The sequence below is a fragment of the Janthinobacterium sp. SUN137 genome (assembly GCF_030587265.1).
GTDB classification, from domain to species: domain Bacteria; phylum Pseudomonadota; class Gammaproteobacteria; order Burkholderiales; family Burkholderiaceae_D; genus Janthinobacterium; species Janthinobacterium kumbetense.
Window position 1 is genome coordinate 661,296 of record NZ_JAPWHZ010000002.1, and the last position, 23,467, is coordinate 684,762.

At 61.3% G+C, this 23,467-nt stretch carries 19 protein-coding genes; 6 read left to right on the plus strand and 13 right to left on the minus strand.

Going from position 1 to position 23,467, the window contains the following annotated elements; translation table 11 throughout:
• The first annotated feature begins 195 nt into the window (after nt 1–195).
• Both O3298_RS11070 and O3298_RS11075 read left to right on the plus strand, forming a co-directional pair.
• Entirely contained in the window at nt 196–834 is a 639-nt protein-coding gene (locus tag O3298_RS11070) for a DJ-1/PfpI family protein (protein WP_305059354.1), read from the plus strand.
• Nucleotides 835–1,092: 258 nt separating this feature from the next.
• Nucleotides 1,093–1,620, plus strand: a complete 528-nt coding sequence (locus O3298_RS11075; RefSeq protein WP_305059355.1) for a DUF2867 domain-containing protein — start codon at nt 1,093–1,095, stop codon at nt 1,618–1,620.
• A 62-nt stretch (nt 1,621–1,682) separates the two neighbouring features.
• Here O3298_RS11075 and O3298_RS11080 read toward each other — a convergent pair whose 3' ends face one another.
• From O3298_RS11080 to O3298_RS11110, 7 genes are all read right to left on the minus strand, one after another.
• Nucleotides 1,683–2,942 (minus strand): hypothetical protein, encoded by a 1,260-nt coding sequence (locus O3298_RS11080; protein WP_305059356.1) that lies wholly within the window; start codon nt 2,940–2,942, stop codon nt 1,683–1,685.
• 338 nt (nt 2,943–3,280) lie between these two features.
• The gene (locus O3298_RS11085) at nt 3,281–4,444 is read right to left on the minus strand and encodes an MFS transporter (RefSeq protein WP_305059357.1); all 1,164 of its coding nucleotides are present in this window, start codon (nt 4,442–4,444) and stop codon (nt 3,281–3,283) included.
• Between the two features lie 91 nt (nt 4,445–4,535).
• On the minus strand, nt 4,536–5,117 hold the full coding sequence (gene vioE, locus O3298_RS11090; RefSeq protein ID WP_305059358.1) for a violacein biosynthesis enzyme VioE: 582 nt from the start codon (nt 5,115–5,117) through the stop codon (nt 4,536–4,538).
• Between the two features lie 9 nt (nt 5,118–5,126).
• Entirely contained in the window at nt 5,127–6,245 is a 1,119-nt protein-coding gene (locus O3298_RS11095; protein WP_305059359.1) for a tryptophan hydroxylase, read from the minus strand.
• A complete protein-coding gene (locus tag O3298_RS11100; RefSeq protein ID WP_305059360.1) occupies nt 6,245–7,534 on the minus strand; it encodes an NAD(P)/FAD-dependent oxidoreductase in 1,290 nt (429 codons plus the stop codon). The genes O3298_RS11095 and O3298_RS11100 overlap by 1 nt, the downstream gene beginning before the upstream one ends.
• A gap of 1 nt (nt 7,535) precedes the next feature.
• Nucleotides 7,536–10,547 carry an iminophenyl-pyruvate dimer synthase VioB gene (vioB, locus tag O3298_RS11105; RefSeq protein ID WP_305059361.1) on the minus strand — a complete coding sequence of 1,004 codons (3,012 nt, stop codon included), beginning with the start codon at nt 10,545–10,547 and terminating at the stop codon, nt 7,536–7,538.
• Nucleotides 10,544–11,851: an FAD-dependent oxidoreductase gene (locus O3298_RS11110; protein WP_099667720.1), complete on the minus strand. Its 1,308-nt coding sequence runs from the start codon at nt 11,849–11,851 to the stop codon at nt 10,544–10,546. The genes vioB and O3298_RS11110 overlap by 4 nt, the downstream gene beginning before the upstream one ends.
• Between O3298_RS11110 and O3298_RS11115 the strand changes: the two genes are divergently transcribed.
• Nucleotides 11,826–12,101 (plus strand): hypothetical protein, encoded by a 276-nt coding sequence (locus O3298_RS11115; RefSeq protein ID WP_289914506.1) that lies wholly within the window; start codon nt 11,826–11,828, stop codon nt 12,099–12,101. The genes O3298_RS11110 and O3298_RS11115 overlap by 26 nt on opposite strands.
• A gap of 292 nt (nt 12,102–12,393) precedes the next feature.
• Here O3298_RS11115 and O3298_RS11120 read toward each other — a convergent pair whose 3' ends face one another.
• Nucleotides 12,394–14,547, minus strand: a complete 2,154-nt coding sequence (locus O3298_RS11120) for a TonB-dependent siderophore receptor (RefSeq protein WP_305059362.1) — start codon at nt 14,545–14,547, stop codon at nt 12,394–12,396.
• Nucleotides 14,548–14,622: 75 nt separating this feature from the next.
• Between O3298_RS11120 and O3298_RS11125 the strand changes: the two genes are divergently transcribed.
• Both O3298_RS11125 and O3298_RS11130 read left to right on the plus strand, forming a co-directional pair.
• Entirely contained in the window at nt 14,623–14,910 is a 288-nt protein-coding gene (locus O3298_RS11125) for a hypothetical protein (protein ID WP_251348459.1), read from the plus strand.
• Between the two features lie 2 nt (nt 14,911–14,912).
• Nucleotides 14,913–17,144 carry an NADP-dependent isocitrate dehydrogenase gene (locus O3298_RS11130; protein WP_251348460.1) on the plus strand — a complete coding sequence of 744 codons (2,232 nt, stop codon included), beginning with the start codon at nt 14,913–14,915 and terminating at the stop codon, nt 17,142–17,144.
• Between the two features lie 97 nt (nt 17,145–17,241).
• Here O3298_RS11130 and O3298_RS11135 read toward each other — a convergent pair whose 3' ends face one another.
• From O3298_RS11135 to O3298_RS11145, 3 genes are all read right to left on the minus strand, one after another.
• Nucleotides 17,242–17,685 carry a DUF411 domain-containing protein gene (locus tag O3298_RS11135; protein ID WP_099667723.1) on the minus strand — a complete coding sequence of 148 codons (444 nt, stop codon included), beginning with the start codon at nt 17,683–17,685 and terminating at the stop codon, nt 17,242–17,244.
• A gap of 68 nt (nt 17,686–17,753) precedes the next feature.
• Complete coding sequence (locus O3298_RS11140; RefSeq protein WP_305059363.1) at nt 17,754–18,140, minus strand: hypothetical protein; 387 nt, start codon at nt 18,138–18,140, stop codon at nt 17,754–17,756.
• A 49-nt stretch (nt 18,141–18,189) separates the two neighbouring features.
• On the minus strand, nt 18,190–19,533 hold the full coding sequence (locus tag O3298_RS11145; protein WP_305059364.1) for a diguanylate cyclase domain-containing protein: 1,344 nt from the start codon (nt 19,531–19,533) through the stop codon (nt 18,190–18,192).
• Between the two features lie 257 nt (nt 19,534–19,790).
• Here O3298_RS11145 and O3298_RS11150 point away from each other — a divergent pair, with 257 nt between their 5' ends.
• Entirely contained in the window at nt 19,791–21,404 is a 1,614-nt protein-coding gene (locus O3298_RS11150; protein WP_305059365.1) for a hypothetical protein, read from the plus strand.
• Between the two features lie 76 nt (nt 21,405–21,480).
• Here the strand turns inward: O3298_RS11150 and O3298_RS11155 are convergent, their stop codons facing one another.
• Both O3298_RS11155 and O3298_RS11160 read right to left on the minus strand, forming a co-directional pair.
• Nucleotides 21,481–22,845, minus strand: a complete 1,365-nt coding sequence (locus O3298_RS11155; protein ID WP_305059366.1) for an amino acid permease — start codon at nt 22,843–22,845, stop codon at nt 21,481–21,483.
• A 153-nt stretch (nt 22,846–22,998) separates the two neighbouring features.
• Nucleotides 22,999–23,439 carry a thioesterase family protein gene (locus O3298_RS11160; protein ID WP_251348466.1) on the minus strand — a complete coding sequence of 147 codons (441 nt, stop codon included), beginning with the start codon at nt 23,437–23,439 and terminating at the stop codon, nt 22,999–23,001.
• Nucleotides 23,440–23,467: the final 28 nt, after the last annotated feature.

Consider the following 23,467-nt stretch of genomic DNA (forward strand, 5'->3'; position numbering starts at 1 on the left):
TTCCGGGACCCGCGCTCTTCATCATGCGTGGCAGCAGCCACGCCGTGCCTGCGCAATTCCTGGCGGGCCAGCACTGAAGCCCGTCCAATCAGGAAAAGAAGTACTTCTTAAACAGAGATTTGGTGGACTTATTCCCAACTGCGGACTGCTCGTCCGTGGTCTCATTTTGAATCGACGCAAACGGCGGAGCGCAACATGAAAAAAATAGTCATCGTGATTTTTGATCATTTCACCGATTTGGATTTGTTCTTGATGTGGGACATCCTCGGAAGGAATAAGACGGACTGGCAAGTGAAGATATTGGGAACACAGGAAGAGCACCAATCCGCAAACGGCCTTGTTATCAAGACCCACGGGTGCATCAGCGAAGCGAATGACGCCGACGTTGTATTGTTTTCCAGCGGTAAAGTTGGAGTGAAAGGCGCTATCGCCAACCCGGATTTCATGCGTGCATTTTCGCTGAATCCAAACACGCAGCTCATTGGATCGATCTGTGCCGGCTCGTTCATTCTTGCCAAGTTGGGTCTGCTGGCAATGGGGCCGGCCACGACTCATCCCGATGCCAAAGAGGAACTGCAATCCCTGGGAATTGACGTGCTCGATTTGCCCCTGGTATGCAAAGGGAATGTTGCGACCGCAGGTGGCTGTTTGTCTGCTGTGTATCTAATCGGTTGGGTCGTTGAGGCCTTGTTCGGCCGGGACAAACGTCAACAAACACTCAGAGAACTTATTCCTGCCGGCCAAAGCGCAATCTATGAGCGACTAATTGATACGAGTGTCCGGGACGCCATCTCCCCGAAGGTAGGCGTTGGCGCAATATTGGAAAACTGCTAGCAAGCTCCGTCAAGAAGCATGCCAATCGAGGACGATCCCGTATGAATCTACGTTTCTTTCACCTCACCTCAGCCGTTGTCATTGCTGCATTTGCATGTTTCACAGGACAAACCATCTGATATCGCTATGGAGCATTCCAGCCTATGTGACCAGGATGAAAGCATTCCGTCCGCCAGAGCACGATTGCAAACTTGAATGCGTGCCAATCAAGACAACCGCAGTCCGACCATCACTCACTTTACAGAGAGAGTTTTATTCATGACAAACGAAGCAAACAAAGTCTTCCTCATTTCCGCACCGGCAGCAGCCATCACGGCGTCAGGATTGACGCACATTGATTTCTCCGACGGTTATTCCGGTCAGGGGGATCGAACCTATGTTGACGCCGAGCAAGCGGGGCGCGCCGTTTTCGCTGAGCCGCATCGCATGCTCACCTTGCTCATAATTTTGCGCAACGGAATCGTCGCACCGCTCGGACTAAAGAAAAGTATTAGCTTTGGTGATCGCGGGCTGGGGAAGATTGGCATGTTTCCGATTATTTCAAGTACGGAGACTGAAGTCGTCGTCGGTGGTGACGACAAGCATCTGGACTTCCGGATCTGGATAAGCATTCAACCGAGTCTGAAGGGATCGGAAGTGACGGTTTCAACCTTGGTTAAAATAAACAATCTCTTTGGAAGAGTGTATTTGTTTATCATCATGCCGTTTCATAAGCTCCTGACGCGCTCGCTGATGGAGCGCGCGGTCAACCGGCGCGACAAGGTGCACCGTAAGCCAGAAAGGTGACGTCATTGTTGCCGCTAACCGAATATTGACCATATAAAGGCAGCGTAGGCCACGGGACATTTTCACAGGTCCGACGTTGCGCTCCCATCGGGAATGACCAGTACAAAATCGTAGCCCTGAATCATGCCTTGGACACTGCTGTTTCCATTCGCCAGGGTTTTAGCCGATCCCAGCAAGGGGCGCACGTCGAACAATGACCATTCCTTATGCTCGCTCGCCGCGGCGAAGAAGGGCAATACGCCAGCCATGGCGGACTTGATATCGGTTTTTTCGATTTCTGTTGAGGCCGACGCGCGTCCAATTCCAGCAAATTGCGCCTGCTGGCCCTTGGACGCCAGCACTAATACATGCAGCGATTTTTGCCCGCGGCCTTCCGCATATTCAGCCAAATAATTGCCGATCTCCCGGCTACCGGCACTCAGCGGGTTATAACCTCGGAATACATGAACTGCGCCGGCTTTCAGCAACATTCGCTGTGCAGGCGCAAGCGTCAAATGGCTGGCCACATTCCGCTTCATTAGCTTGGCACGCTGTGTATTGGATGCATATCCCTGTCCCGGAGTTATGTTTTTGCTATAAATGCTGCGGCTTTCGATCAACGAATTTAACATCGCCAAGGCGGGCATGTCCCTGGGTGCCGTGAGCAGCTTCCGTAAGGCGAATAACTCCTCTTCTTTGACTTTCAACATGAAAAGATCACGCGGGTCTCCGCTCGCCGACGCCCGGCCATAGTCGTCGCTTTCAAGCTTGCGGAAGGCCTCGATTTTTGATTTCGCCAAAGGACCAAGCGGTTGCCCGGCCATTTGCTCGAGCAAATATTTCGAAGCGCCCATGAGTTCCTGATCCATTCCTACTAATTGGAACGATGGTCCGGCGGCTTTGGCGAAACGGGCCAGGAATTGCGCCTCAGCTTGCCAATTGTAGAAAGCAGTAGCGACCGGATAGGCCTTATTAAATGCTGCTATGCCAGCAACGCCAGTATTGGCCTTCAACGTCTTCGCCAAAGCATCAGCAACAGCCGGCCCATTTTCGACAATCAGTGTCGTAAATCCTTGACTTGCCAATTCTTCAAAATACGCCGCCGAAAAATTCGCAATTTCTGCAATGCCATGGTCCTCGCCGATGAGCACGAATTGGCTCTCCCGACCTGCATCTATCAATGTTGCCGCGCCGGAACCAACCATCTTTCCATGGTCGATTGCGATCGTCGCGCGAAGGGCGGCCAAGCGGTCTGGCAGGGATAGTGGCTGATCCGCCGACAATGCAGGCATGGCCAAGCCGGCCAAAATGATAGAAAGAATTATGGAATGAGTTTTTCGCATTATTTTTCGCAAGAATTGCGTTCTGGTCGGCGATTTCAGTCGCAGGGTATTGGGACGCAGGATGTCAAGCCTCCAGCGCAGGATGCCCTGCTTGCCTGGTAAGCGATCGCGCTCAATCGGTATGCTATATGTGATCAGGGTAGGTTGATCTTGAAGGATATTTCCTTTTATAGATTTTCGGCGGGAAGGAGAAACCTGGTCATGCTACGGTAAATCAGGTGACGCGACAACTATCCTGACGCAGGAGGAAGTTAATAATTTTTTGTAAATGGTCATTGGACAGGACCCTGCCGCCATTAAGGTAGCGGGCGGTTGGCAATGCCAACCGCCGCCAGCCGCTAATGCGACAGCACCGAATCGCGCGACCTGTGCCCGAGGTAAGGCAGCAAGCTGAGGAGGCCAAGCACGGCCAGCGCGACGCCGACCCACAGTGGGGAGCGCAGGCCGTAGCCGGCGGCGATGCCGAGGCCGCCTAACCATGATCCGGCGCCCAGGCCGATGTTGATGACGGAAGTGTGCACCGTGTTGACCAGCGGCCCCGGGTGGGCGGTCTTCATCACGCGGGCGATGATGGCGGGATTCATCGACATGCCGACCAGGCCCGTGACGACCAGCAAGGCGACGCTGACGGTCTTGTCGTGTGCAAAGACGGCGAACAGCGCCAGGCTGATGCCCAGGATGACCATGCCCCAGACCATGATGACGGTGGTGTAGCGGTCCGCATAACGGCCGACCACGGCATTGCCCACCACGTTGGCGACGCCGTAGACGCCCAGCAACCAGGGGATAGCGGAGGCTGGAAAGCCGGTAATTTCCGTCAGGATGGTTGCGAAGTAGCTGAACGCCGCGAAAATCGCTCCAATGATGAGGCCGCTGCTGGCATACGCTGCCCACAGGTGGCGGTTACGGAATTCCCCCAGCTCATTGCCGAGGCTGACGACTTCGGACGGCTTGGCGCGCGGCACCAGCACGGTGATGAGCGCCAGGCACAAGAGCGCCAGCACCACCACCAGCCAGAAACTGGCGCGCCATCCCAGGTGCTGATCGATGAGCGTGGCGACGGGCACGCCCACCACGGAAGCGAGCATGAGGCCGCCGATCACGACGGCGGCGGCGCGTCCGCGCGCGTTGGGCGCGACGATGTCGGCACAGATCGCCAGGGACAGGCCAAAGCAGGTGGCAGCGGCCACGCCCGTGACTACCCGCGCGATGGCCAGGATGTCATAGCTGGTGGCGGACGCGGCGACTGATTGGGCAAGGACATAAAAGCACAGCAGCCACAGCAGTCCCTTCTTGTTCGGCACGCGCAATTTGAGCAGGATGATGGTGCTCAGCGGTCCGCCGATGACCATGCCCATGGCATAGAGCGAGATCAGATAGCCGATCCGCGTCACTGGTTCGTCCATGGCCAGGGCCAGCGACGGCATCATGCCCGCCACCATGAATTCGGATGTCGTCAACGAAAAGATCGTCAACCCCAGAATGTAAACAACCAGCGGCATAGCAATATCCTTCGAAAGTAATCACTAAAACACTCGCCAGGCGTGGCGCGCCCCCCGGCCGCAAGCGGCCCTTGCGCGCGCCACGCCGTGGTCAGGTGTTGCAAGACGTAAAGACGCTGTCGGGAATGTCGCCGACAAACAGGTTGGGGAAGTCGCGTACCGAAAGGTGCTGCGGGTCGTTGCCCGTGACCATGCGCAGCAGGCGGTTGCCGCCGGCCTCCAGGTAAAAGACCGATGACGGCTTGCCCGTCCGCTCCACTACCCAGGCGTCCGCCTCCCGGCCCAGCACGGTGTGGCGGCCGTCGTGACGGGCGCCGCCGTCCGCCAGCACCGCTTGCGGCAGGAACAGCTCATGGAACGGGATCACCTCATCGGCCAGCGCCGTGCCCTGCAGCTGCTCGCCGGTGGCTTGCGCTTGCCTCGCGTAGGCCACTTTCTGCTTGCGGCTTTGTTCACGCCTGGCGTCGCCGATTTCCGACATCCACAGCAAGTGTCCATGTTCCTTTTCCGGCCAGGGGTTGAACAGGCCATCGATGCGGCAGATGTTGCGCGCATAGTCGAACCAGCAATAGCCGGACGTGACCTGGTCGTCCTCCTGCATCGGCGTCCAGTAGGAAATATAAGCGCTGCTCCATTGCATCGGCAGCAGCGGCGGGGAGACGTGTGTCGGCATGGCAGCTCCCTAGCGGCCCAGCGCGTAGCCGAGGCTGGCCATCAGCGCTTCTTGTAGCGACGGCAAGTCCTTGCGGCGGGCGTCGAAGCTGGCGGTCAGCTCTGCATTGCTCAGTCCGATACGTTCGCCCACGCTTTCAAACCACAGGCGGCTGCTGTTGGCGTGCTCCTTGAACAATTGCATCAGGGGCACGGCGCGGGCATTGAAACTGTCCAGGGCGGCGGCCGTGCTGGCTTCAGTATCGAGGATTTTCACCAGCAGCAGGGCTGCCACCACCGCCATGGTGGTGCCGTGGCCAATGGAAAAATGCCCCGATTGCAGCGCATCGCCCAGCAGGACGAATTTGCCGTCGCAGGCCCGGTCACGGCTGAGGGTCATGAAATTGCGCCAGCCCTGGCCTGGTTGGCTCTGCAGCCTGTGCTCGCCGAGTTCGGCTTTGAACGTCCTGGCGATATACGCGGCGGCATCGCGCTCGGAAAGCGCGTCCAGCCCGGCCTTAGCGTACGTTTCTTCGCTGCATTCGACGATGAAGGTGCTCATCGTGTCCGAGTATTTGTAGGCATGGCCGATGAAAATGCCTTGTTCATTGCTGCGGAATACCAGGTTCATCTGGTCGAACAGCTGGGTGGTGCCGTACCAGATGTATTTGTTGCGGCCGAAATCGATGTGCGGCGCCAGCGCCGGCGGCAAGTCCAGCGATTTGTAATTGACGCCATTCGAGACTACCACCAGGTCGTACTCGGCTTCCAGCTGCGCCTTGTCGTCTGGCGGCGTTTCGTAGCGGATGGCGATGCCGGCCGCCACGCACTTGGCGCGCAGGGCTTGCACCAGGGCCTGGCGTCCGACGCCGCACAGGGTAACACCCGTGCTCATCAGGTTGGGCTGGTCGTGATGCACGAGCTTGAATTCTTCCAGGAACTGCGGATTGAGCCGTTCCGGCTGCTCCAGGTAAGAGAGCGGATTGGCGGGATGGCGCGGCGGCCGTCCCGGCAGCACCACGCCCCAGCCCAGCACTTCCTCCGGGGTATTTTTTTCCGTAATGCTGATATTCCAGCCGGGCTGGGCCTGTTTCATCTGGCTGGCGAAGAGCAGGCCTGCGGGGCCTGCGCCGATGACGAGAATGTTCATTAATTTACCCTTCCAAGTTTGTACCAAACGTTTTGTTTCTTCTGGATTTGCTGCAATTCATCGTAGGGAACCGATGTGAAGTACAGTTTCTCCGCCATGTCCGGCGGATAAACACGGGGGAATTTCTTGTGCATGTAGCGCGTGTAGCGCGTCTGCAGGAAGAAAATCAGATTCGGATTGCTCAGCGCTTCATAGTTGGCGATCGCCATGTCCTGCATGGCGTCCGCCTGCACCTTGCGCTGCTGCGTGAACTCGGACAGGGCAGGGCCCAGCGCATTGCCGTGCTTTTCCAGCAGGGAAACGAAGACGTGGACGTCTTCCAGCGCCATGTTCATGCCTTGCCCGAGGAACGGGGCGGTGGCATGCGCCGCATCGCCGATCAGCAGGATATTGGCCTTGTAGTGGAAGGTGCTGGAGCGGACATTGATGAGGTCGTTGCTGGGCAGCGCCATGAACTGGTCGAGCATCTCCTTGCGGCGCTCCGGCGGCAGGCTGCCGAAGTAGAGGTTGAAGAAGTCGGCCATGGCTTCGCGGTTGAGCGTGCCCAGGCTGGGCGTGCCGGTGTAGGGCAGGCACAGGGCAAAGCTGATGCTGCCGTCCGGGATGGTGGCGGCGCGGCCGGCAAACAGGCCCTTGGAATCCATGCCGAAAAAATACAGCAAATCCTTGCGGAAACCGAGATCTGCCGCGTGCGGCAACACGAGAGTCTTGTAGCCGTGGCGGAAGTAGCTCTGCTTGAACTCGAAACGGCGCATGCCGCTTTGCATGGCGCGCCGCACGGCCGAGTGGGCGCCGTCGGCGCCAATCACCAGGTCGCCATACAGCTGCTGTACGGCGCCGTCCGGGCCCTGGACCAGCACGATCTTTCTTTCCAGGTCGACATCCAGGCATTTATGCTCAAAGTAATACTTCACTTCGTGCTTGACGGCATGCCGGTTCAGCAGGCGCTGGAAGGCTGTGCGGTCCAGCGACAGGGGAAACAGGCCTTCGAGCGGGGTCAGCTCGCGTATCCGGTGCCGGCCGCCCACGCTGAAGGCCATGCCGACGATGGGTTCGCCGCACTGGTCGAGCTCCTGTTTGCTGATGCCAGCTCCCAGGACGGCCTTGATGCCGCGCACCGTCATGCTCACGCCGATGGCGCGCGAGTTGACCGGGTCGGCGTTGGCGGTATTCTCCAGCAGCGGATCGCCGCGTTTTTCGATGACGTGGACATCGTGCCCCCGCTGCGCCAGATAAATGGCGCTGAGGCTACCTGCCAGGCCTCCGCCGACGATAATGATTTTATGCATTTCAGGCCTCTCTTGACATCTTTCCCCGAGATAAATCGGTAAGTTGCTGATTAAAAAACTCCAACATTTCTATCGGCGCCATGCCGATGACATCGCTCTCCAGGCTGCGCGCGTACTGCGCCAGCGCCAGGCACTTCTGCGCCAGCATGTCGCAGCCCAGGCTGTAGTCGCTGCTGACCTTGCTGCTGACCGGTTCGGGCACGGGCGGTCCCGCGTGGCGGCCGGGCACGCCCGATGGCATGTTCATCAGGGCCGCCGACAGGGGGCGCAACAGGCCGGTCATGATGTCGATGGAGGCGTTCATCAGGCGCGAGCGGCGCAGACTGCCCAGCGGCCGCTGCGCGAAATGGTGCGCCATCAGCAGGAAGGTCAGTTCGTAGCAGCCTTGATACAGCTGCATCAGCGCGCGCGCCGTTTGATCCGTCACTACCGTGCAGTCCGCCCGCGCTTCCAGCACCGGATTCTTCAGCGCCGGCCGCGCCGGCTCGAACGGCTTGCCGCAGGCGGAGAACTTGCCGGCGACGGTGCGCAGCCGCTGGAAGTGCGACGAGGCGAAATGCGGCGAATCGACGGCCACGCCTTCGCCCTGCTCGGTGACGAAGTCGATGGCGAACAGCGCGCTGTCGCGGTCGGACACTTCCAGCTGGTAGCCGGGATAGGCGCGGTTGGTCAGTTCTTTCAGGAACAAATGATGTTCGCCGCCGCGCTTGCCGCCGCCGCTCTCGAACAGGCCGGGCAGCTCGGCCACGGCCCGGCGGATCGCGATATAGAAGGTGGCAATCGATTTGCCCGGCGTGGGAATGTAGTCGGGCCATTCGAAACGCACGAAACGGGCCAGCACGTGCTCGGAAAATGGCTCGAATGCAAATTCCGTGTCCAGGCCGAAACGCTGGCGCGCCTGCTGGCCCAGCACCGGGGTGCCTCTGTGGAACGGTTCGCCGAGCGCCATCAGCACATTGTTGACTAATAAATAGTGAATCATTTCTTCGTGGGCGATTTCCAGCAACATGCCGCGCGTGCCGCTGTTGCGTCGCCGGTCTTCGGCGCCGCAGGCCAGCTCCAGCTCGGCCGGCAGCCAGCGGCCCGCCTGCACCAGCGCCGCCCCCTGCGCATAATTGGGAATGGAATACGCGGCATACAGGTATTGCAGCATGAGCGACAGTTCCAGGTCGATGGCCTTTTTCAGCTCGTCGATCAGTTCCGCCTTGCTGCCGATGGCGTGCGGCGTGGCCGGTGCCGGCAGCGCCGCCTTGGCCTTTGCCTCGACCTGCGTCAGGTATTTTAGGAACAGGCGCGATTTTGGCAGCGACAGTTCGCGCGTGCTGGGCATGTAGTAGCTCTTGTCGCGGTTCTGCGGATCGCACATCTGCCACATCAGGCGCGCATACGTTTCGCACTTGCACTGGTCCGCCAGGCTGAAGACCTTGTCCGACATGAAGGGATACACGAGCTCGTAGTAACTCATCACATGCCGGTAGAGGAAGGCGTAGTCGACCTGTTCCGCCGGTACGTCGTCCAGATGCCAGTCGTCGGGCAGTACCCGCACGCCGAGGTATTGTTTGTGTTTGCCCGTCCCCAGCACGATGCGGGTCGCGCCCGGCTGGCGCCCCGTCAGGGTCAGCGCCGTGTAGCCGTGGCCGAGCGGCGACGGCTGCTGCTCCACGGTCAGCAGCGCGCCGTCTTCCGCCTGCGCCAGGGACGGGGGCGCCGCCAGCTCGCCGCGGAAGCGGCTTTGCACGGTGATGGCCTGCGGAAATTGCTCGTGCTTGTTGCGGTTCGGCGCTTCCAGGTACAGCTGGTTGCTGTCCGATTGCGATACCCAGTCGGCCTCGTCCCACTGCGCCTGCGCGCTGCCCAGGCTGAGCGAACCCGCGGCGGGGGCATGTTGCAGCGGTACGTCGAAGACGCCGTGATGGCGCCAGTGGTCGCGGTACAACCGCTCGGGAATGCGCGCCAGCAAGGTGCCGGAGTCATCCTGCAGCAGCAGGTCGCCGAGCGCCTGCTTGCCGCCCAGGGCATGCGTGGGATGCTGTTCCGAGACGGCGTCCGCGTCGCGCGTGGTGAAGGGGATGGCGGTCGGCATGTTGAACGAGACGCGGTCCGCATGCAGTTTCACCAGCACCGGTCCCAGGCTGGCCTGGCGCGGCTGCAGCAGGCGGCCGGCCGGATAGGTGGCCAGCTCGTCGCGCCGCCACAGGCCGATGCTGCCGGCCAGGTCGTAGAACACGGGCGAGTCCGGTTTTTGCGGCGTCGACATATTGAACAGGCAATACTGCACCGTCAGGCCCAGCACCTCGTCGTCGGCCAAAGCTTGCTGCAAGACATGCATACTGGCCGGCAACGGCAGGTCCGCATTGAACAGGAAATGCGGGTCTTGCTTGGACACGGAGAACTGGAACAGCCTGGAGCGGCCGATTTCCTCGTCCAGGAAATGCCCGCTGCGTTCCGTGATATGGCCGCTGCCGAGCCAGCGCACCGAGTGCGCCTGCGCGATGTCGGCCGTAAACAGCGTGGGTGTGTTGGGCGTGGCCAGCTTGTCGCTCAAGGTGAACTGGCCGGCGTAGATCAGCGTGGTGTCCGGCTGGGCCGGGTTGTTGTCGATCCACCTGGCGCGGTTGAAGGTCGTGCGCAGGTACTCGTTGTAGTGGCCCCACAGGCCCAGCCTGGCGCCCACCAGCGGGTCTTGCGTATCGATCTCGCCATCGCGCAGCTGGACGCCCGTGATCCTCGCGTTTTCCCACGAAAAATGATTATTCCCGCAAAAATTGTGGCCTGCCGCCTGGCTGAAGATGCCGTCCGGATCGGGCTTGCCCTTGGCGTTGAAGCGGGGGGTAAGCTGTTTCAGGTGCGCATGGAATTCAGCCGGCGGCCGGCTCAGGTCGACAGGCTCGCCCGCCATCGATACCGTGTTCGTGGCGATATCGATGTTGCCGTGCGTATTGCGATTCCCCGTCGGCACATTGGCGCGGGCAAAACCCCGAAAATGCAGACGGGGGAAGTCAAGTAGGCTCATGCGCGCTCGGTCGAGGAAGTGATGAAGGTATCGTTGGCGGCGGCGACGTCTTCCCGTTGATCTAGCCGCTGCAGCAACAGGCCGCTGGCGTGCTGGGCGCTGATCAGGCTGCCTTCCATCCAGCCGCAATGCGCGGTATAGGCATCCGAGCAAGAGATGATGCCGTCCCGGTGCAGCAGGACGGCCGGGTGCTCGGCTTCCGGTTCCACGCAAAACTCGACGCCATGCGGCCAGAACTTGTGGAAGTGCGCCTTGATCGGCGGCAGCGGCTGGCCATCGAGCGGCAGGACGTCTTCCAGGTGGCGGCGGACGCGCTCCAGGTACACGTCTTCACCGAGTTCCAGGCTGTCCCGCCAGTAGGTGGCGCTTTTGCTGTCGGTGTAGAACAGCACATACTTGTCGCTCTTGAAGTAGACCTTGCGCAGGGGATTGGCCGCCATCAGCACCTTGTCGGTCAGCCCCAGCGCTTCCCACCAGGCCGTGTCGAACGTGAGGAAGCCCTTGAACAGGGGCAGCGAGTCGTACTGGAACGGGCTCCAGGCGTTCGGGAAATCCAGGTTCAGGCGCGGCATGGCGGACGGCGGGATGGCCATCACCAGGTGGCGCGTGCGGTGCATCTGCGTGTCGCCCTGGTGGCTGAAGGCGAGCACATGGTCGGCGCCGGATTTTTCAACGGACAGCAAGCGGTGTTCCAGGCGGAATTCCACCCCGGCGGCCTGGGCCTGGTACTGCAGCTGGCACAGCAACGCGTGGTAGCCGTCGGTGGCATAGCGCCACTGGTTGGCGGCGTTTTCCGTAAAGTGCTGCGTTTCCGGGTGTTTCTTGATGATGTCGTAGGCCATGGCCGCCGACACCATCGGCAGCAGCAGGGCGTCATAGCCGGTCGCCTTGATGATGTGGGTGGCCTTGGCGGCGCCCAGGTAATGGCTGAAGAATTCGAGGAAGGAGTCGTTCGGATGCTCCTTGAGCATCGGGCTCAGGCCATGCAGCGTTGCCTTCAGCTCTTCCAGCACGCTGTCGTGGGAAATGACCTCGGTGAACGGGTAGACGGCATGCGGCAGCCCGCTGCCCTGCATCAGTTGCTGGAAGTGCGGATGCAGCTGCGGCGAGTAGCGGGCGGCGCCGAGTTCGGCGATTTCCTCGCCATCTATTTTCCGCGACTGGATGCGGCCGCCGACGGTGGCATTCAGGTCGAAGACCCGGATGCGCAGCTTCCTGCTGGCGGCGGTGTCGATCAGGCGGTTGGCGCAAGTCAAGCCGCCTATGCCGGCGCCTACGATGCAAATGTCAGAATACGTGCTCATACGAAATTCCTTTTTAACGTTCATTAATCAAAAAGCTGCAAAATCGCTAGCAAAAGTTTCCCCTGCACGTGTAGGCAAGGGAGGTGGGACGCTGGGTGTTACCGCACTTGGCGAGCGTTATCGGCTGGGGAATGAAGAGCCTGGCGAGAACTGGCGTTGTTTCTGGAATGGTCGATTCTTGGCTGCAGAGTTTCTGTTTCAAATCAAAGATGGCACCGACAGTAGCCCAGGCCTCGGGCAGTCAATTTGATAAATATCAATGTAGTTGTCGTTCGGTGTTGCGTCCTTGTCGACGCAGCGAGGCAGGCGGAATGGCGGCGGCAGTGCGCCGGGAAGTGGCAGGGAGGTATGGAATGCGTTGCGGTGCGGCGTATCGAGCCGCTGCGGGAGTGTCGCCGTTTGCCGATGATGCCAGGACCAGCGGTGGGTCCTGGCGCCATCAGCGGTGGCTTGGTCTGCTTCTTGCTATTTTTATTGTTTCTGACTTTGCGGCTGGCGCGCAGTGCACGCGCCAGCCGGGCGATGCCCGATGCCGGTGCCCGTCAAAAATCCACGGCGGCCGACAGTTGCACGCTGCGGGGCGCCGATTGCGAGACGGTGCCATACGAAGCCACGCCGGCCCAGTAATGGCGGTCGAACGCGTTCATCAGCCCGCCGCGCAAGGTGGTCGCCTTGCCGGCGATGGCCGTGCGGTAGCGCAAGCCCAGGTCCACCTTGGTCCATGACGGCACCGACTGCACATTCGTCTGGTCGACAAACTGCTTGCCCGTGTAGCTGACGGCGCCCGTGGCCGTCAGGCCAGGCCAGTACGGCACATCCCATTCGCCGCCCAGATTGGCCATGGACGTGGGCACGCCCACGGGGCGCTTGCCCATGGTGGCGGCGTTGTTGGTCTTCACCAGGCGCCCGTCGAGCAAGGTGATGCCGGCCAGCAGGCGCACGGCCTTGCTGGCGGCGCCCGACAGGTTCAGTTCCAGGCCCCGGTTGCGCTGCTCGCTGTCCATGCTGTAGACCTTGCCATACAGCTGGCCGCTGGGTTTCGTCACCTGGAACACGGCCAGGGTCGCCAGCACCACGCCGAAATCGGCCTTCGTGCCCACTTCATACTGCTTGCTCTTGTAGGGTGCGAACACCTGGCCCGCGTTGTCGGCGATGTTCGGCGCGATATCGCCCTTGCTCAAGCCCTCGATATAGTTCGCGTACAGCGACACGTGGCGCAATGGCTTGACGACGATGCCGGCCAGCGGCGTCAGGGCGCCCTGCTTGTAGTGCGTGGTCAGCACGCCCGTCGTCGCATGGTAGTTTTTCGCTTCGACCAGCTGGCGGCGCACGCCCAGGGTCAGTTGCACGCGCTGGTCCAGCATGTCCAGGGTGTCGGCCACGGCCAGGCTGGACAGGGTGGAGGCGGACAGCTTCGGCGCGCGGGCCGGGGCGGCGATGCCGGGGTCGGCCACGGCGACAGGGCGGTAGATATTCGAGGTGATGAGCTTGCCGGAATTGCTGACGCTGCCAAATTCGTCCTGGTAGACATTGCCCATCACGACCAGCGCATGCTCGACGCCGCCCGTGCGAAAGCGCGCGCGCACGCCCGTGTCCGCGCTGGCGCGCCGCACGCGGAATTTCCAGTTCATGGGCGTGACCGTCATGTCGCCGGCCGCGCTGGTGATGGTCGGCGTCTGGTCCGAATAGCGCGACACGTCGGAGCGCGTGCCGCCCACGTCGACAAACACGGTGACGTTGTCGTTCAGGTCGTATTCGACCTTGCCCAGGGTGGCCAGGTCGTTGGATTTCCACCAGCCCCAGGATTGGGCGATGTTGCGGCGGCCATCGGGCGCTGCCGGCACGGGCAGGCGAGCGGCCACGAGGAAGGGGCGCGTGGGCGCGTCGATCCACTGGTATTGCTCGATCACGTCGAGCGAGGCGCGCAGGCGCTGGCCCTGGTAATCGAGGGCGATGGCCGCCACTTCCGCGCGCGAGGTCTGGTGGTCGAGCGGCGTGCGGCCCTGGCGGTGCAAGCCATTGAAGCGGATGCCGAAGCGCCGTTCCTCGCCGAAGCGGCGGCTGACGTCGATGGCCGCGCCAGCCTGCGAGCCCGCGCCGTAATCGACGGTCAGGCGCGTCAGGTCGCGCGGCAAGGAACGTTTCGGCACGGCGTTGACGACGCCGCCCACGCCGCCGTTCGGCGACATGCCGTACAGCAAGGCGGCCGGCCCCTTGAGCACTTCCACGCTCTGCAGATACTCCGTAAACAAATGGTAGTTGGGCGAGACTCCATACACGCCGTCGAACGCCACTTCGCTCAGATTGCCTTCGTTGAGGGGGAAGCCGCGGATGAAGAAGGAATCCGTGACGCCGCCGATCTGGCCCGTGAAGCGGGTGGACGGGTCGCCGCCCAGCACCTCGGCCAGGGTCAGCGCCTGCTGGTCCAGCATGCGCTGGCTGGTGTAGCTGTTGACGCTGAACGGCGTATCGAGCAAGTCTTTTTCGCCCAGCATGCCGGCGCGCGCGCTCTTGGCGATCTGTCCGCCGGCGTCCGCTTCGGCTTGTCCGTTGACCAGCACGGTGGCGAGCGGGGCGGATGCATCGGCCGTCGCCTGGGCGATCGCCTGCGGCGTCACGCTGGCGACGAGCAGGCCGGCGAGGATCAATCGGGTGGTGAGGTGGGGGTGGGCGAGTCGGGAATGTTGAATGGGCATCAGGGGCAAGCGTATAAAGTTGATAGGGAGGAATTGCACATAGGATATTATAAATGAGAATCATTACGATTTATAATGATTAATATATTCATTGCCGCCACGGCCGCATACATGCCGCGCGCATGCCTGGAGGGCATTTCAGCGCGGAAAATGACCATCCTGGGCCTTCAGATCCGGATATTTGCTGTCTTATATAAGATTCGTCGCCATCTGATACACAAACAGCGGCAGGACAGTCTAAAATACGTGGTGGGCAAGCACGGCGTCACCGCCGGCACACTAGCCGTCCAAAGCAAGGCTAACCGTCCTGTGTTTGGAATGAAGAAAGTTAACCACCAGGCATCACCGCATACAAGGGAATGAACATGGCAACACAAAAATCCAAAATCATCTACACGCTGACTGACGAGGCGCCGCTGCTCGCGACGTATTCCCTGCTGCCAATTATCAAAAAATTCACCGCGCCGGCTGGCGTGGACGTGGTCGCCAGCGATATTTCGGTGGCGGCCCGTGTACTGGCTGAATTTCCCGAATTCCTGACGGACGCGCAAAAAGTCCCGAACACCCTGGCTGAACTGGGCAAATTGACCCAGAATCCGGACACCAACATCATCAAATTGCCGAACATCAGCGCTTCGCAAGGCCAGCTGATCGCCTGCGTGCGCGAATTGCAAGGCCGTGGCTACAAGCTGCCGGATTACCCGGAAGATGCGAAGACGGACGAAGAAAAAGCCCTGAAAGCCCGTTACGGCAAGTGCATCGGCAGCTCGGTCAACCCGGTCTTGCGCGAAGGCAATTCCGACCGCCGCGCACCGAAGGCCGTCAAAGAGTACGCACGGAAGCACCCGCATTCGATGGGCGAGTGGAGCCAGTCGTCGCAAACGCACGTGTCGCACATGCACCATGGCGACTTCTACCACGGCGAAAAATCGCTGACGCTGGAAAAGGCGCGCGACGTCAAGATGGAACTGGTCACGGCCTCGGGCAAGACCATCGTGCTGAAACCGAAGGTTTCCCTGCAAGCGGGCGAAATCATCGACAGCATGTTCATGAGCAAGAAAGCGCTGCTGGAGTTCTACGAGAAGGAAATCGACGACGCCTTCAAGACGGGCGTGATGTTCTCGCTGCACGTCAAGGCGACCATGATGAAGGTTTCGCACCCTATCGTTTTCGGCCATTGCGTGCGCATCTTCTACAAGGACGCGTTCGCCAAGCACGCCGCGCTGTTCGACAAGCTGGGCGTGAATGTCAACAATGGCATGAGCAACCTGTACGACAAGATCGAAACCCTGCCAGCGTCGCAAAAAGATGAAGTGCTGAAAGATTTGCACGCCTGCCACGCCAACCGTCCGGAACTGGCCATGGTCGATTCGGCCAAGGGCATCACCAACTTCCATTCGCCGAACGACATCATCGTCGACGCGTCGATGCCAGCCATGATCCGTATCGGCGGCAAGATGTGGGGCGCCGATGGCCGTCCGAAGGACGTCAAGGCCGTCATGCCGGAATCGACTTTCGCGCGTATCTACCAGGAAATGATCGGCTTCTGCAAATGGCATGGCAACTTCGATCCGAAGACCATGGGCACCGTGCCGAACGTGGGCCTGATGGCGCAGCAAGCGGAAGAATACGGTTCGCACGACAAGACGTTTGAAGTGCCGGAAGGCGGCATCGCCAACATCACCGACCTGGAAACGGGCGAAGTGCTGCTGACGCAAACGGTGGAAGAGGGCGATATCTGGCGCATGTGCCAGGTCAAGGACGCGCCGATCCGCGACTGGGTCAAGCTGGCCGTCACGCGCGCGCGCAATTCGGGCATGCCTGCCGTGTTCTGGCTCGATTCCTACCGTCCGCACGAGAACGAAGTCATCAAGAAGGTACAGGTTTACCTGAAGGAGCACGACACCAAGGGCCTGGACATCCAGATCATGTCGCAAACGCGCGCCATGCGTTACACCCTGGAACGCGCCTTCCGCGGCCTGGACACCATCTCGGTGACCGGCAATATCCTGCGCGACTACCTGACCGATTTGTTCCCGATCCTGGAACTGGGCACGTCCGCCAAGATGTTGTCGATCGTGCCATTGATGGCCGGTGGCGGCATGTATGAAACGGGCGCCGGCGGTTCGGCACCGAAACACGTCAAGCAACTGGTGGAAGAAAACCATTTGCGCTGGGATTCGCTGGGCGAGTTCCTGGCCCTGGCCGTGTCGCTGGAAGACATGGGTATCAAGACGGGCAATGCGAAGGCCAAAATCCTCGCGAAAACCCTGGATGAAGCCACCGGCAAGCTGCTGGACAACAACAAGTCGCCATCGCCACGTACCGGCGAGCTGGACAACCGCGGCAGCCATTTCTACCTGGCCATGTACTGGGCGCAAGCCCTGGCTGCGCAGAAGGACGATGCGGAACTGGCAGCGCATTTTGCGCCGGTGGCCAAGGCCCTGGCCGACAACGAAGAAAAGATCGTTGCCGAGCTGAAAGCAGTACAAGGTAAGGAAACGGATATCGGCGGCTACTACCTGCCAGATCCGGCGAAGACGGAAGCCGTTATGCGTCCTAGCGCCAGCCTGAATGCGGTGCTGGACAGCATCTGATGCAGTCTTGACAGGCAGTAAGTTCTTGACTGCTGCCTGATAGAAAAACGCCGCCGGAAGCGATTCCGGCGGCGTTTTTCATTTCCGTGCAGGTTTTTTATTTGTAATGCTTGTAGACCTCGGTGCTGCCATTGTTCTTGACCAGCAAGACGTCATACGCATCCTTGCGCGGTCCTTCCATGCCAGGCGAGCCCATCGGCATTGCCGGCACGGCCAGGCCTTTCGCCTTGGGTTTGTCGCGCAGCAACTGCTTGATCTCGCTGGCCGGCACATGGCCTTCGATGGCGTAGCCGTTGACGAGGCCAGTGTGGCAGGAGCCGAGCGCGTCGGGAATGCCGGCCAGCTTGCGGTATTGCGCCGGCATCTCGACATTTTTCGCGCGGACCGTAAAACCGTTCGCTTCCAGGTGCTTGATCCAGTCGGCACAGCAGCCGCACGAGGCGCTCTTGTAGACTTCGATGACGGGCAGGGCCGCCATGGCGAACGTGGGCAGGCCCAGCATGGCGGCGAAGGCGCCGCGCAATAAGAAATGTTTGATCATGTGTTGCTTTCAGACGGAATAGGGCTATCGTGGCCACCTTGGTGGCTTGCTTGGGACGAGCTTGGAATTTAAGCGGAAAGCGGCCGCGGCGGCCGGCGCGGGCCGTCGGGAATGAATCCCGTCAGCAAGGTGGCCGTAGCGATGGTGACTTGTTGCGCACCGCTGCAGGCGGCGGCAGGCAGGGCCAGGCCAGGCGACATCAGCGCGCCCAGGCAAAAGCTGGCGCAGGCGCCGCACGCGGGGTGCTTGGCAGGGGTCTTGTCGTTTTCCGGCGTGCCGGCGCTGTCCGCGACGGCGGATGAGCGCGCAGCGTGATGCTGGCAAGCCGCTGTCATCGCGACGGCAGGCTCGTCAGCGAGCGGCGCGCATAGCCGCGTGGCGCCCGCAGCGGCCGCCTGCAGCGGCACCGCCGCGATCAGCAGCAGGATCAGCCATGTTTTGAAGAGTCTTAGCATCGCCGGAAAGTATAGCATAGGGGCAACTGCCGCCAGGAGCGGGCGTCCGCTAGCGCGAGGCGGCGGCCAGCATTTTCGATGCATACATGGCGCGGTCCGCATGGCGCAGCAGCAGTTGCATGGTATCGCCGTCTTCCGGATAGTGGGCCACGCCGATGCTGACGGCGATCTGCAAATGCTGTCCGTTGCCCAGGTGCAGCGGCGCAGCCAGGGCCGCGTGGATCTTTTGCTCGATCAGGCTGACGTCGGCGGGCGCGGCATTGCTTTCCAAAAGCACGACGAATTCATCGCCGCCCATCCTGGCCAGGGTGTCGGTTTCGCGCATGCAATCGCGCAGGCGGCTCGCCACCGTTTGCAGCAGCAGGTCGCCACAGGCATGGCCGTGGTCGTCGTTGACCCGCTTGAAGTTGTCGAGGTCGAGGAACAGCAGCGACAGCCGGCCTTCCTGGCGGTGCGCGCGCGCGAAGGCCGTGTGCAGGCGGTCGTGGAACAGGCGGCGGTTCGGCAGGCGGGTCAGTTCGTCGTGCATGGCCATGAATTGCATCTGCGTCTGCAACTGCCGGCGCTCGATGGCGGTGGCAAGTTGCTTGGCGACAAATTGCAGCAAATCCTGGTCCTGCTCCGTGCCGATGACGGCATCCTGGCCGCCTTGCAAGGCCAGCGCGCCGATGCTGCCCAGGGAAGAATACAGCGGCACGGCCAGCCAGCACGAGGACAGGGCGCAGGCCGCCGTTTGCAGCGCCGCCGGCAGGCCGGCCAGTTGTCCCGTCTGCAACAGCAGGGGGCGGCCGCTGCGCAGGACTTCATCGCACAGCAGGCTGGCCAGCGATGACGTGGGCTGCGGCGCGCTGTCGTCGGCATGCGAGGTCATGGGAGGCTGGGCGCCGTGTTCGTCATGCAGCAGCAAGGTCAGGCCGCGCGTGGGCAAGTGTTCGCCGATGATGTGCTGGATGCGGTGCAGCAAGGCGGACAAGTCTTGCGTCGCCTGCATGGCTTCGGAAATGGCGTACAGCGCGGCCTGCTTTGCCTGCGCCTGTTTCAGCAGGGTGACGTCGCGCGCCACGGCCACGCGCAGCTGGTCGGCGGCGGACCAGCGGGCGGACCACATGATGTGCGCCAGGCTGCCATCCTTGCGCAGGTAGCGGTTCTCGAAGTGCGTCTGCGCATGGCCATCCATGATGGCGCGCGCGGCCGCCAGGGTGCGCGCGCGGTCGGCCGGGGCAACCATGTCGAGCATGAGCTTGCCGATCATTTCCTGCTGCGTATAGCCGAAGATGCGTTCGCAGGCGGTGCTGACGAAGACAAAGCGCCCCTCCACGTCGACCATGCACACGGCATCGAGCAACAAGTCGGTAAAGCTGGCCAGCGGCGCGCGCAGAATCTTGTGTTCCATGGTGGCATTTTAATGGACATTCCCGGCGGTGATTCAACTTGTTGGGGGTAGGCGAGGTCGGCGGCATGAAAATGTTTCATTTCCCCGACGCTCATGCTTTTCCGTTTCTTGCCGTTAATGCAGTATTGCCATGCAGTACTTGCCATCACGCCAGATAACGTGACGCAAGGTTTGCCTGGCGCCAGGTAATTGCAAAATACTTAACCATATCGAACTTTTATGATGCATCTTCTCTCTATTTGCAAGGTGACAGCGCCATGACCTCCATTTCTCCACTGTCCAGCTGGAACAGCGCCCCGTCGCGGGCTGCCGCCGCCACATCGAACCGCGCGGAGGCGGCAGCGCCGTCGCCCGTATCGACGCCATCGTCCATCGTTGCTCTCAGCCCGGAAAGCGTGAACGACGGCAAGCCGGCGGCGCTCGTCAAACCACCGATGGTGTGGGAAAGCGCGACGCGCGACAAGGTGAGCGAGGCGATGACGAAGAGTTTTTCTTCGTATGCGTTTGGCGGCCGCTTCAGCGGCCTGGGCGCGGCCATGCTGGGACAAGCCAAGCTGGGAAACTACAATTTCTCGCAGGCGATGCGGCAGCCGCCGCCGAGCACCACGCCGAACATCTATGCGGCGTCCGGCATCGCGCCCGGCAGCCTGCATGGCAATGGTGAAGACCGGGTTTCCCTCAGCATCACGACGAAGAGCGGCGTGGAAGTCAAGCTGTCGCTCGACAGCCAGGGCGACGGCCTGGCCGTGAACATGACGACCAGCGGCGACCTCAGCGACGCTGAAGCGAGCGCCCTGGGCGAATTGGCGAAAGGTTTTCAGGAAGCCATCGACGGGATGGGACAAAGCACGCCGAAAATCAAGCTGGAAGGTTTGATGCAGTTCGACCAGCAAGTGCTCGAGTCGGTGAAGCTGCATGCGGAAGTCAAGGTGCGTGGCGAAACGGAAAGTACCCAAACCCTGGATTTCCAGGCCGATGGCGCGCAGCGCAAGGTCAGCTTCAGCGGCGAGGCCGGCAGCCTGGACCTGAAGGTCGATACCAGCGCGCTCAATACCCTGGGCAGCCCCGAGCGGCAAGCCAAGGCGCTGGGCAGCTATATGAAGCAATTCGACCAGGCGGCGTCGCGCGGCCATGGCGACGCGGGCCTGGTGGCCATGCTCAAGGATAGCTTCACTGCCTTGCACAGCAATACCGCCGCACCGCAAGTGGCCACGGACAATCCCGCGACGGGCAAGTGGCGCCTGGCGGCCGAGGACAAGTCCATCCTGACGGGGCTGGCCGATTTCAGCGCTTCCGTGTCGCAGACCGTGAAATTCAGCAATCCCATGCGCAGCGCGGAAAAGGATGGCTTCAACTATGAAGTGTCGCAGAAGACGGAGCAGGCCGGCGCCAGCCAGGACGAGCGCTCAATCAGGCAGCAGCAGCAATCGAAGCTGAGCGCCAGCTACCACCAGACGCTGGTCCCTGGCGTGCCGCTGCGCCTGCTGGACAATACGGAATCGCAGAACTATACCTACCACCAGATTGAGGATACGGCCAGCAGCGAGGCGCAAGTGGCCTACAAGGATGGCAAGATGGTGAAGGCGAGCTTGCGGCAGGAGGGCAGCCAGTCCGAACACGTCATGAAGTATTTCCTGGGCAAGCTGCAATCGGACAAGACCACGCCGGGCAATTTCTCCGTGCTGCGCGACTTGCTGCCCGTGCTGGGGCCATACAAGTCGGGCGAGAAGGAGATGACGCCCGAAGCGCGGCTGGAACAGCGCAAGCAGGCGCTGCTGACCTTGAGCGACGACGTGCTGCTGCAGTCGTATGCGGGCCAGACCATCAGCCTGTGGCAAGCCGATGTGCCGCCCGAGGAGGCGGTCCGTTAATTGCCCCTTGCCTCATATTAAAAAAAGCCCGTCTTCCTGCGAAGACGGGCTTTTTGTTTGATGCGGCGCAAACAGCTTACGCTTTGGCCTTGCTTTGCTTGATCCAGTAGCCGACGCCCAGCGCGGCGAGCCACACGGGAATCAGGTAGACGGAAATGCGCAGGCCCGGCGTCAGGTACATGATCACCAGGATGCCGGCCAGGAACGCCAGGCACAGGTAGTTGGTGAACGGGTAGCCCAGGCTCTGGAACAGGGTCGTCTTGCCTTCGATTTTTTTCTGCGCGCGGAAGCGCAGGTGGATCCAGCTGATCATGGCCCAGTTGATGATCAGCGCCGACACCACGAGTCCCATCAGCACTTCAAACGCTTCGCCCGGCATGAAGTAATTGACCACCACGCAGGCGCCTGTCGCCAGGGCCGACACGCCCAGGGCGACCAGCGGCACGCCGCGGCGGTTCAGGTGCAGCAGCGCGCGCGGCGCATTGCCTTGCTTGGCCAGGCCGAACAGCATGCGCGTGTTGCAGTACACGCCGCTGTTGTAGACGGACAGGGCGGCCGTCAGCACCACCACGTTCAGGGCCGTGGCCACCATGTTGCTGTCGAGCGCATGGAAGATCAGCACGAAGGGGCTGCCGCCGGTAACGACGTTTTGCCACGGGTACAGCGACAGCAGGATGCCCAGCGCGCCGATGTAAAAGATCAGGATGCGGTAGATGGCCTGGTTGGTGGCGCGCGGGATCGTCGTGCTCGGGTCATCCGCCTCGGCCGCCGTGATGCCGACCAGTTCCAGGCCGCCGAACGAGAACATGATGACGGCCATGGCCATCACCAGTCCCTGCCAGCCATTCGGGAAGAAGCCGCCGTGCTGCCACAGGTTGGCCACCGACGCCTGCGGGCCCGCGTCGCCGGAGGCCAGCAGGTACGCGCCGAAGACGATCATGCCGATGATGGCGACCACCTTGATGAGGGCAAACCAGAATTCCATCTCGCCAAACGCCTTGACATTCAACAAGCTGATGGCGTTAATCACGCAAAAGAAGACGAGCGCCGACACCCAGGTGGGCACGCCCGGCCACCAGTACTGCACGTAGATGCCGACGGCCGTCAGTTCGGCCATGCTGACGAGCACATACAGCACCCAGTAATTCCAGCCCGACAGGAAGCCGGGCAGGTGGCCGCAGTATTTGTCGGCAAAGTAGCTGAAGGAGCCGGCGACGGGTTCGTCGACCACCATCTCGCCCAGCTGGCGCATGATCAGGAAGGCGATGACGCCGGCGATGCCATAACCCAGCAGCACTGAAGGGCCGGCCATCTTGATGGTTTGCGCGATGCCCAGAAACAGGCCGGTGCCGATGGCGCCGCCCAGGGCGATGAGCTGGATGTGGCGGCTTTTCAGGCCGCGCTTGAGCTCTTGTGGTTCGGTAATCCCGACTGCCGTCATATGTTTTATCCTGTTTTTACGGGGCTGAGGTCGCTGATTCTAAAGCATGAATGGGCAAATCAGGAGCGAAATGCATGTTGCACTGCGGAGGCGCAAGAAAAGCCCCGCATCTTCGCCGAACGGCGCGCAAAACGGCGGCCCAGGCGTCCGCTTTTACGCGCCGGCCGCCACGATGGCCGGTTCGTACGCGGCCAGGAACTCGGGCGGCAGGCGGCGCGCGCGGCCGCTGCTCAATTCGATGCAGATCAAGTCCCAGCGTCCGCGCACGACGGTGGCGCCGTCGCTGTCGCGGACCAGCTGGAAGCGCCGCTCCATGCTGGAACGGCCATCGCTGGCGCACAGCCAGGTGGCCAGGGTCAGCGCTTCGCCGGCCCGCGTCGGCAGCAAATAGTCGTATTCTCCGCGGCGTATCGCCATGGCCCGGTCCAGGCGCCGGTAGTCGTCCAGGTCCAGCCCCAGAGTGGCCGAATGGTGCCAGGCGATATGCTCGCACCAGCGCACGTAGACGGCGTTATTCGTGTGCTGCAAGCCGTCGATGTCGCCCGGTTCTGGCGTGACGGGCAGGGTATGGGCGTGCGGATAATCCCAGTTCAAGAGCATTCCTTTCGATACGGTGGCGGCT

What these genes read in the sequence shown, in the direction of transcription:
- O3298_RS11070 (WP_305059354.1), top strand. Translation starts at nt 196, where the DNA reads ATGAAAAAAATAGTCATCGTGATTTTTGATCATTTCACCGATTTGGAT.
- O3298_RS11075 (WP_305059355.1), top strand. Translation starts at nt 1,093, where the DNA reads ATGACAAACGAAGCAAACAAAGTCTTCCTCATTTCCGCACCGGCAGCA.
- O3298_RS11080 (WP_305059356.1), bottom strand. Translation starts at nt 2,942, where the DNA reads ATGCGAAAAACTCATTCCATAATTCTTTCTATCATTTTGGCCGGCTTG.
- O3298_RS11085 (WP_305059357.1), bottom strand. Translation starts at nt 4,444, where the DNA reads ATGCCGCTGGTTGTTTACATTCTGGGGTTGACGATCTTTTCGTTGACG.
- vioE (WP_305059358.1), bottom strand. Translation starts at nt 5,117, where the DNA reads ATGCCGACACACGTCTCCCCGCCGCTGCTGCCGATGCAATGGAGCAGC.
- O3298_RS11095 (WP_305059359.1), bottom strand. Translation starts at nt 6,245, where the DNA reads ATGAACATTCTCGTCATCGGCGCAGGCCCCGCAGGCCTGCTCTTCGCC.
- O3298_RS11100 (WP_305059360.1), bottom strand. Translation starts at nt 7,534, where the DNA reads ATGCATAAAATCATTATCGTCGGCGGAGGCCTGGCAGGTAGCCTCAGC.
- vioB (WP_305059361.1), bottom strand. Translation starts at nt 10,547, where the DNA reads ATGAGCCTACTTGACTTCCCCCGTCTGCATTTTCGGGGTTTTGCCCGC.
- O3298_RS11115 (WP_289914506.1), top strand. Translation starts at nt 11,826, where the DNA reads ATGCAAATGTCAGAATACGTGCTCATACGAAATTCCTTTTTAACGTTC.
- O3298_RS11110 (WP_099667720.1), bottom strand. Translation starts at nt 11,851, where the DNA reads ATGAGCACGTATTCTGACATTTGCATCGTAGGCGCCGGCATAGGCGGC.
- O3298_RS11120 (WP_305059362.1), bottom strand. Translation starts at nt 14,547, where the DNA reads ATGCCCATTCAACATTCCCGACTCGCCCACCCCCACCTCACCACCCGA.
- O3298_RS11125 (WP_251348459.1), top strand. Translation starts at nt 14,623, where the DNA reads ATGATTAATATATTCATTGCCGCCACGGCCGCATACATGCCGCGCGCA.
- O3298_RS11130 (WP_251348460.1), top strand. Translation starts at nt 14,913, where the DNA reads ATGGCAACACAAAAATCCAAAATCATCTACACGCTGACTGACGAGGCG.
- O3298_RS11135 (WP_099667723.1), bottom strand. Translation starts at nt 17,685, where the DNA reads ATGATCAAACATTTCTTATTGCGCGGCGCCTTCGCCGCCATGCTGGGC.
- O3298_RS11140 (WP_305059363.1), bottom strand. Translation starts at nt 18,140, where the DNA reads ATGCTAAGACTCTTCAAAACATGGCTGATCCTGCTGCTGATCGCGGCG.
- O3298_RS11145 (WP_305059364.1), bottom strand. Translation starts at nt 19,533, where the DNA reads ATGGAACACAAGATTCTGCGCGCGCCGCTGGCCAGCTTTACCGACTTG.
- O3298_RS11150 (WP_305059365.1), top strand. Translation starts at nt 19,791, where the DNA reads ATGACCTCCATTTCTCCACTGTCCAGCTGGAACAGCGCCCCGTCGCGG.
- O3298_RS11155 (WP_305059366.1), bottom strand. Translation starts at nt 22,845, where the DNA reads ATGACGGCAGTCGGGATTACCGAACCACAAGAGCTCAAGCGCGGCCTG.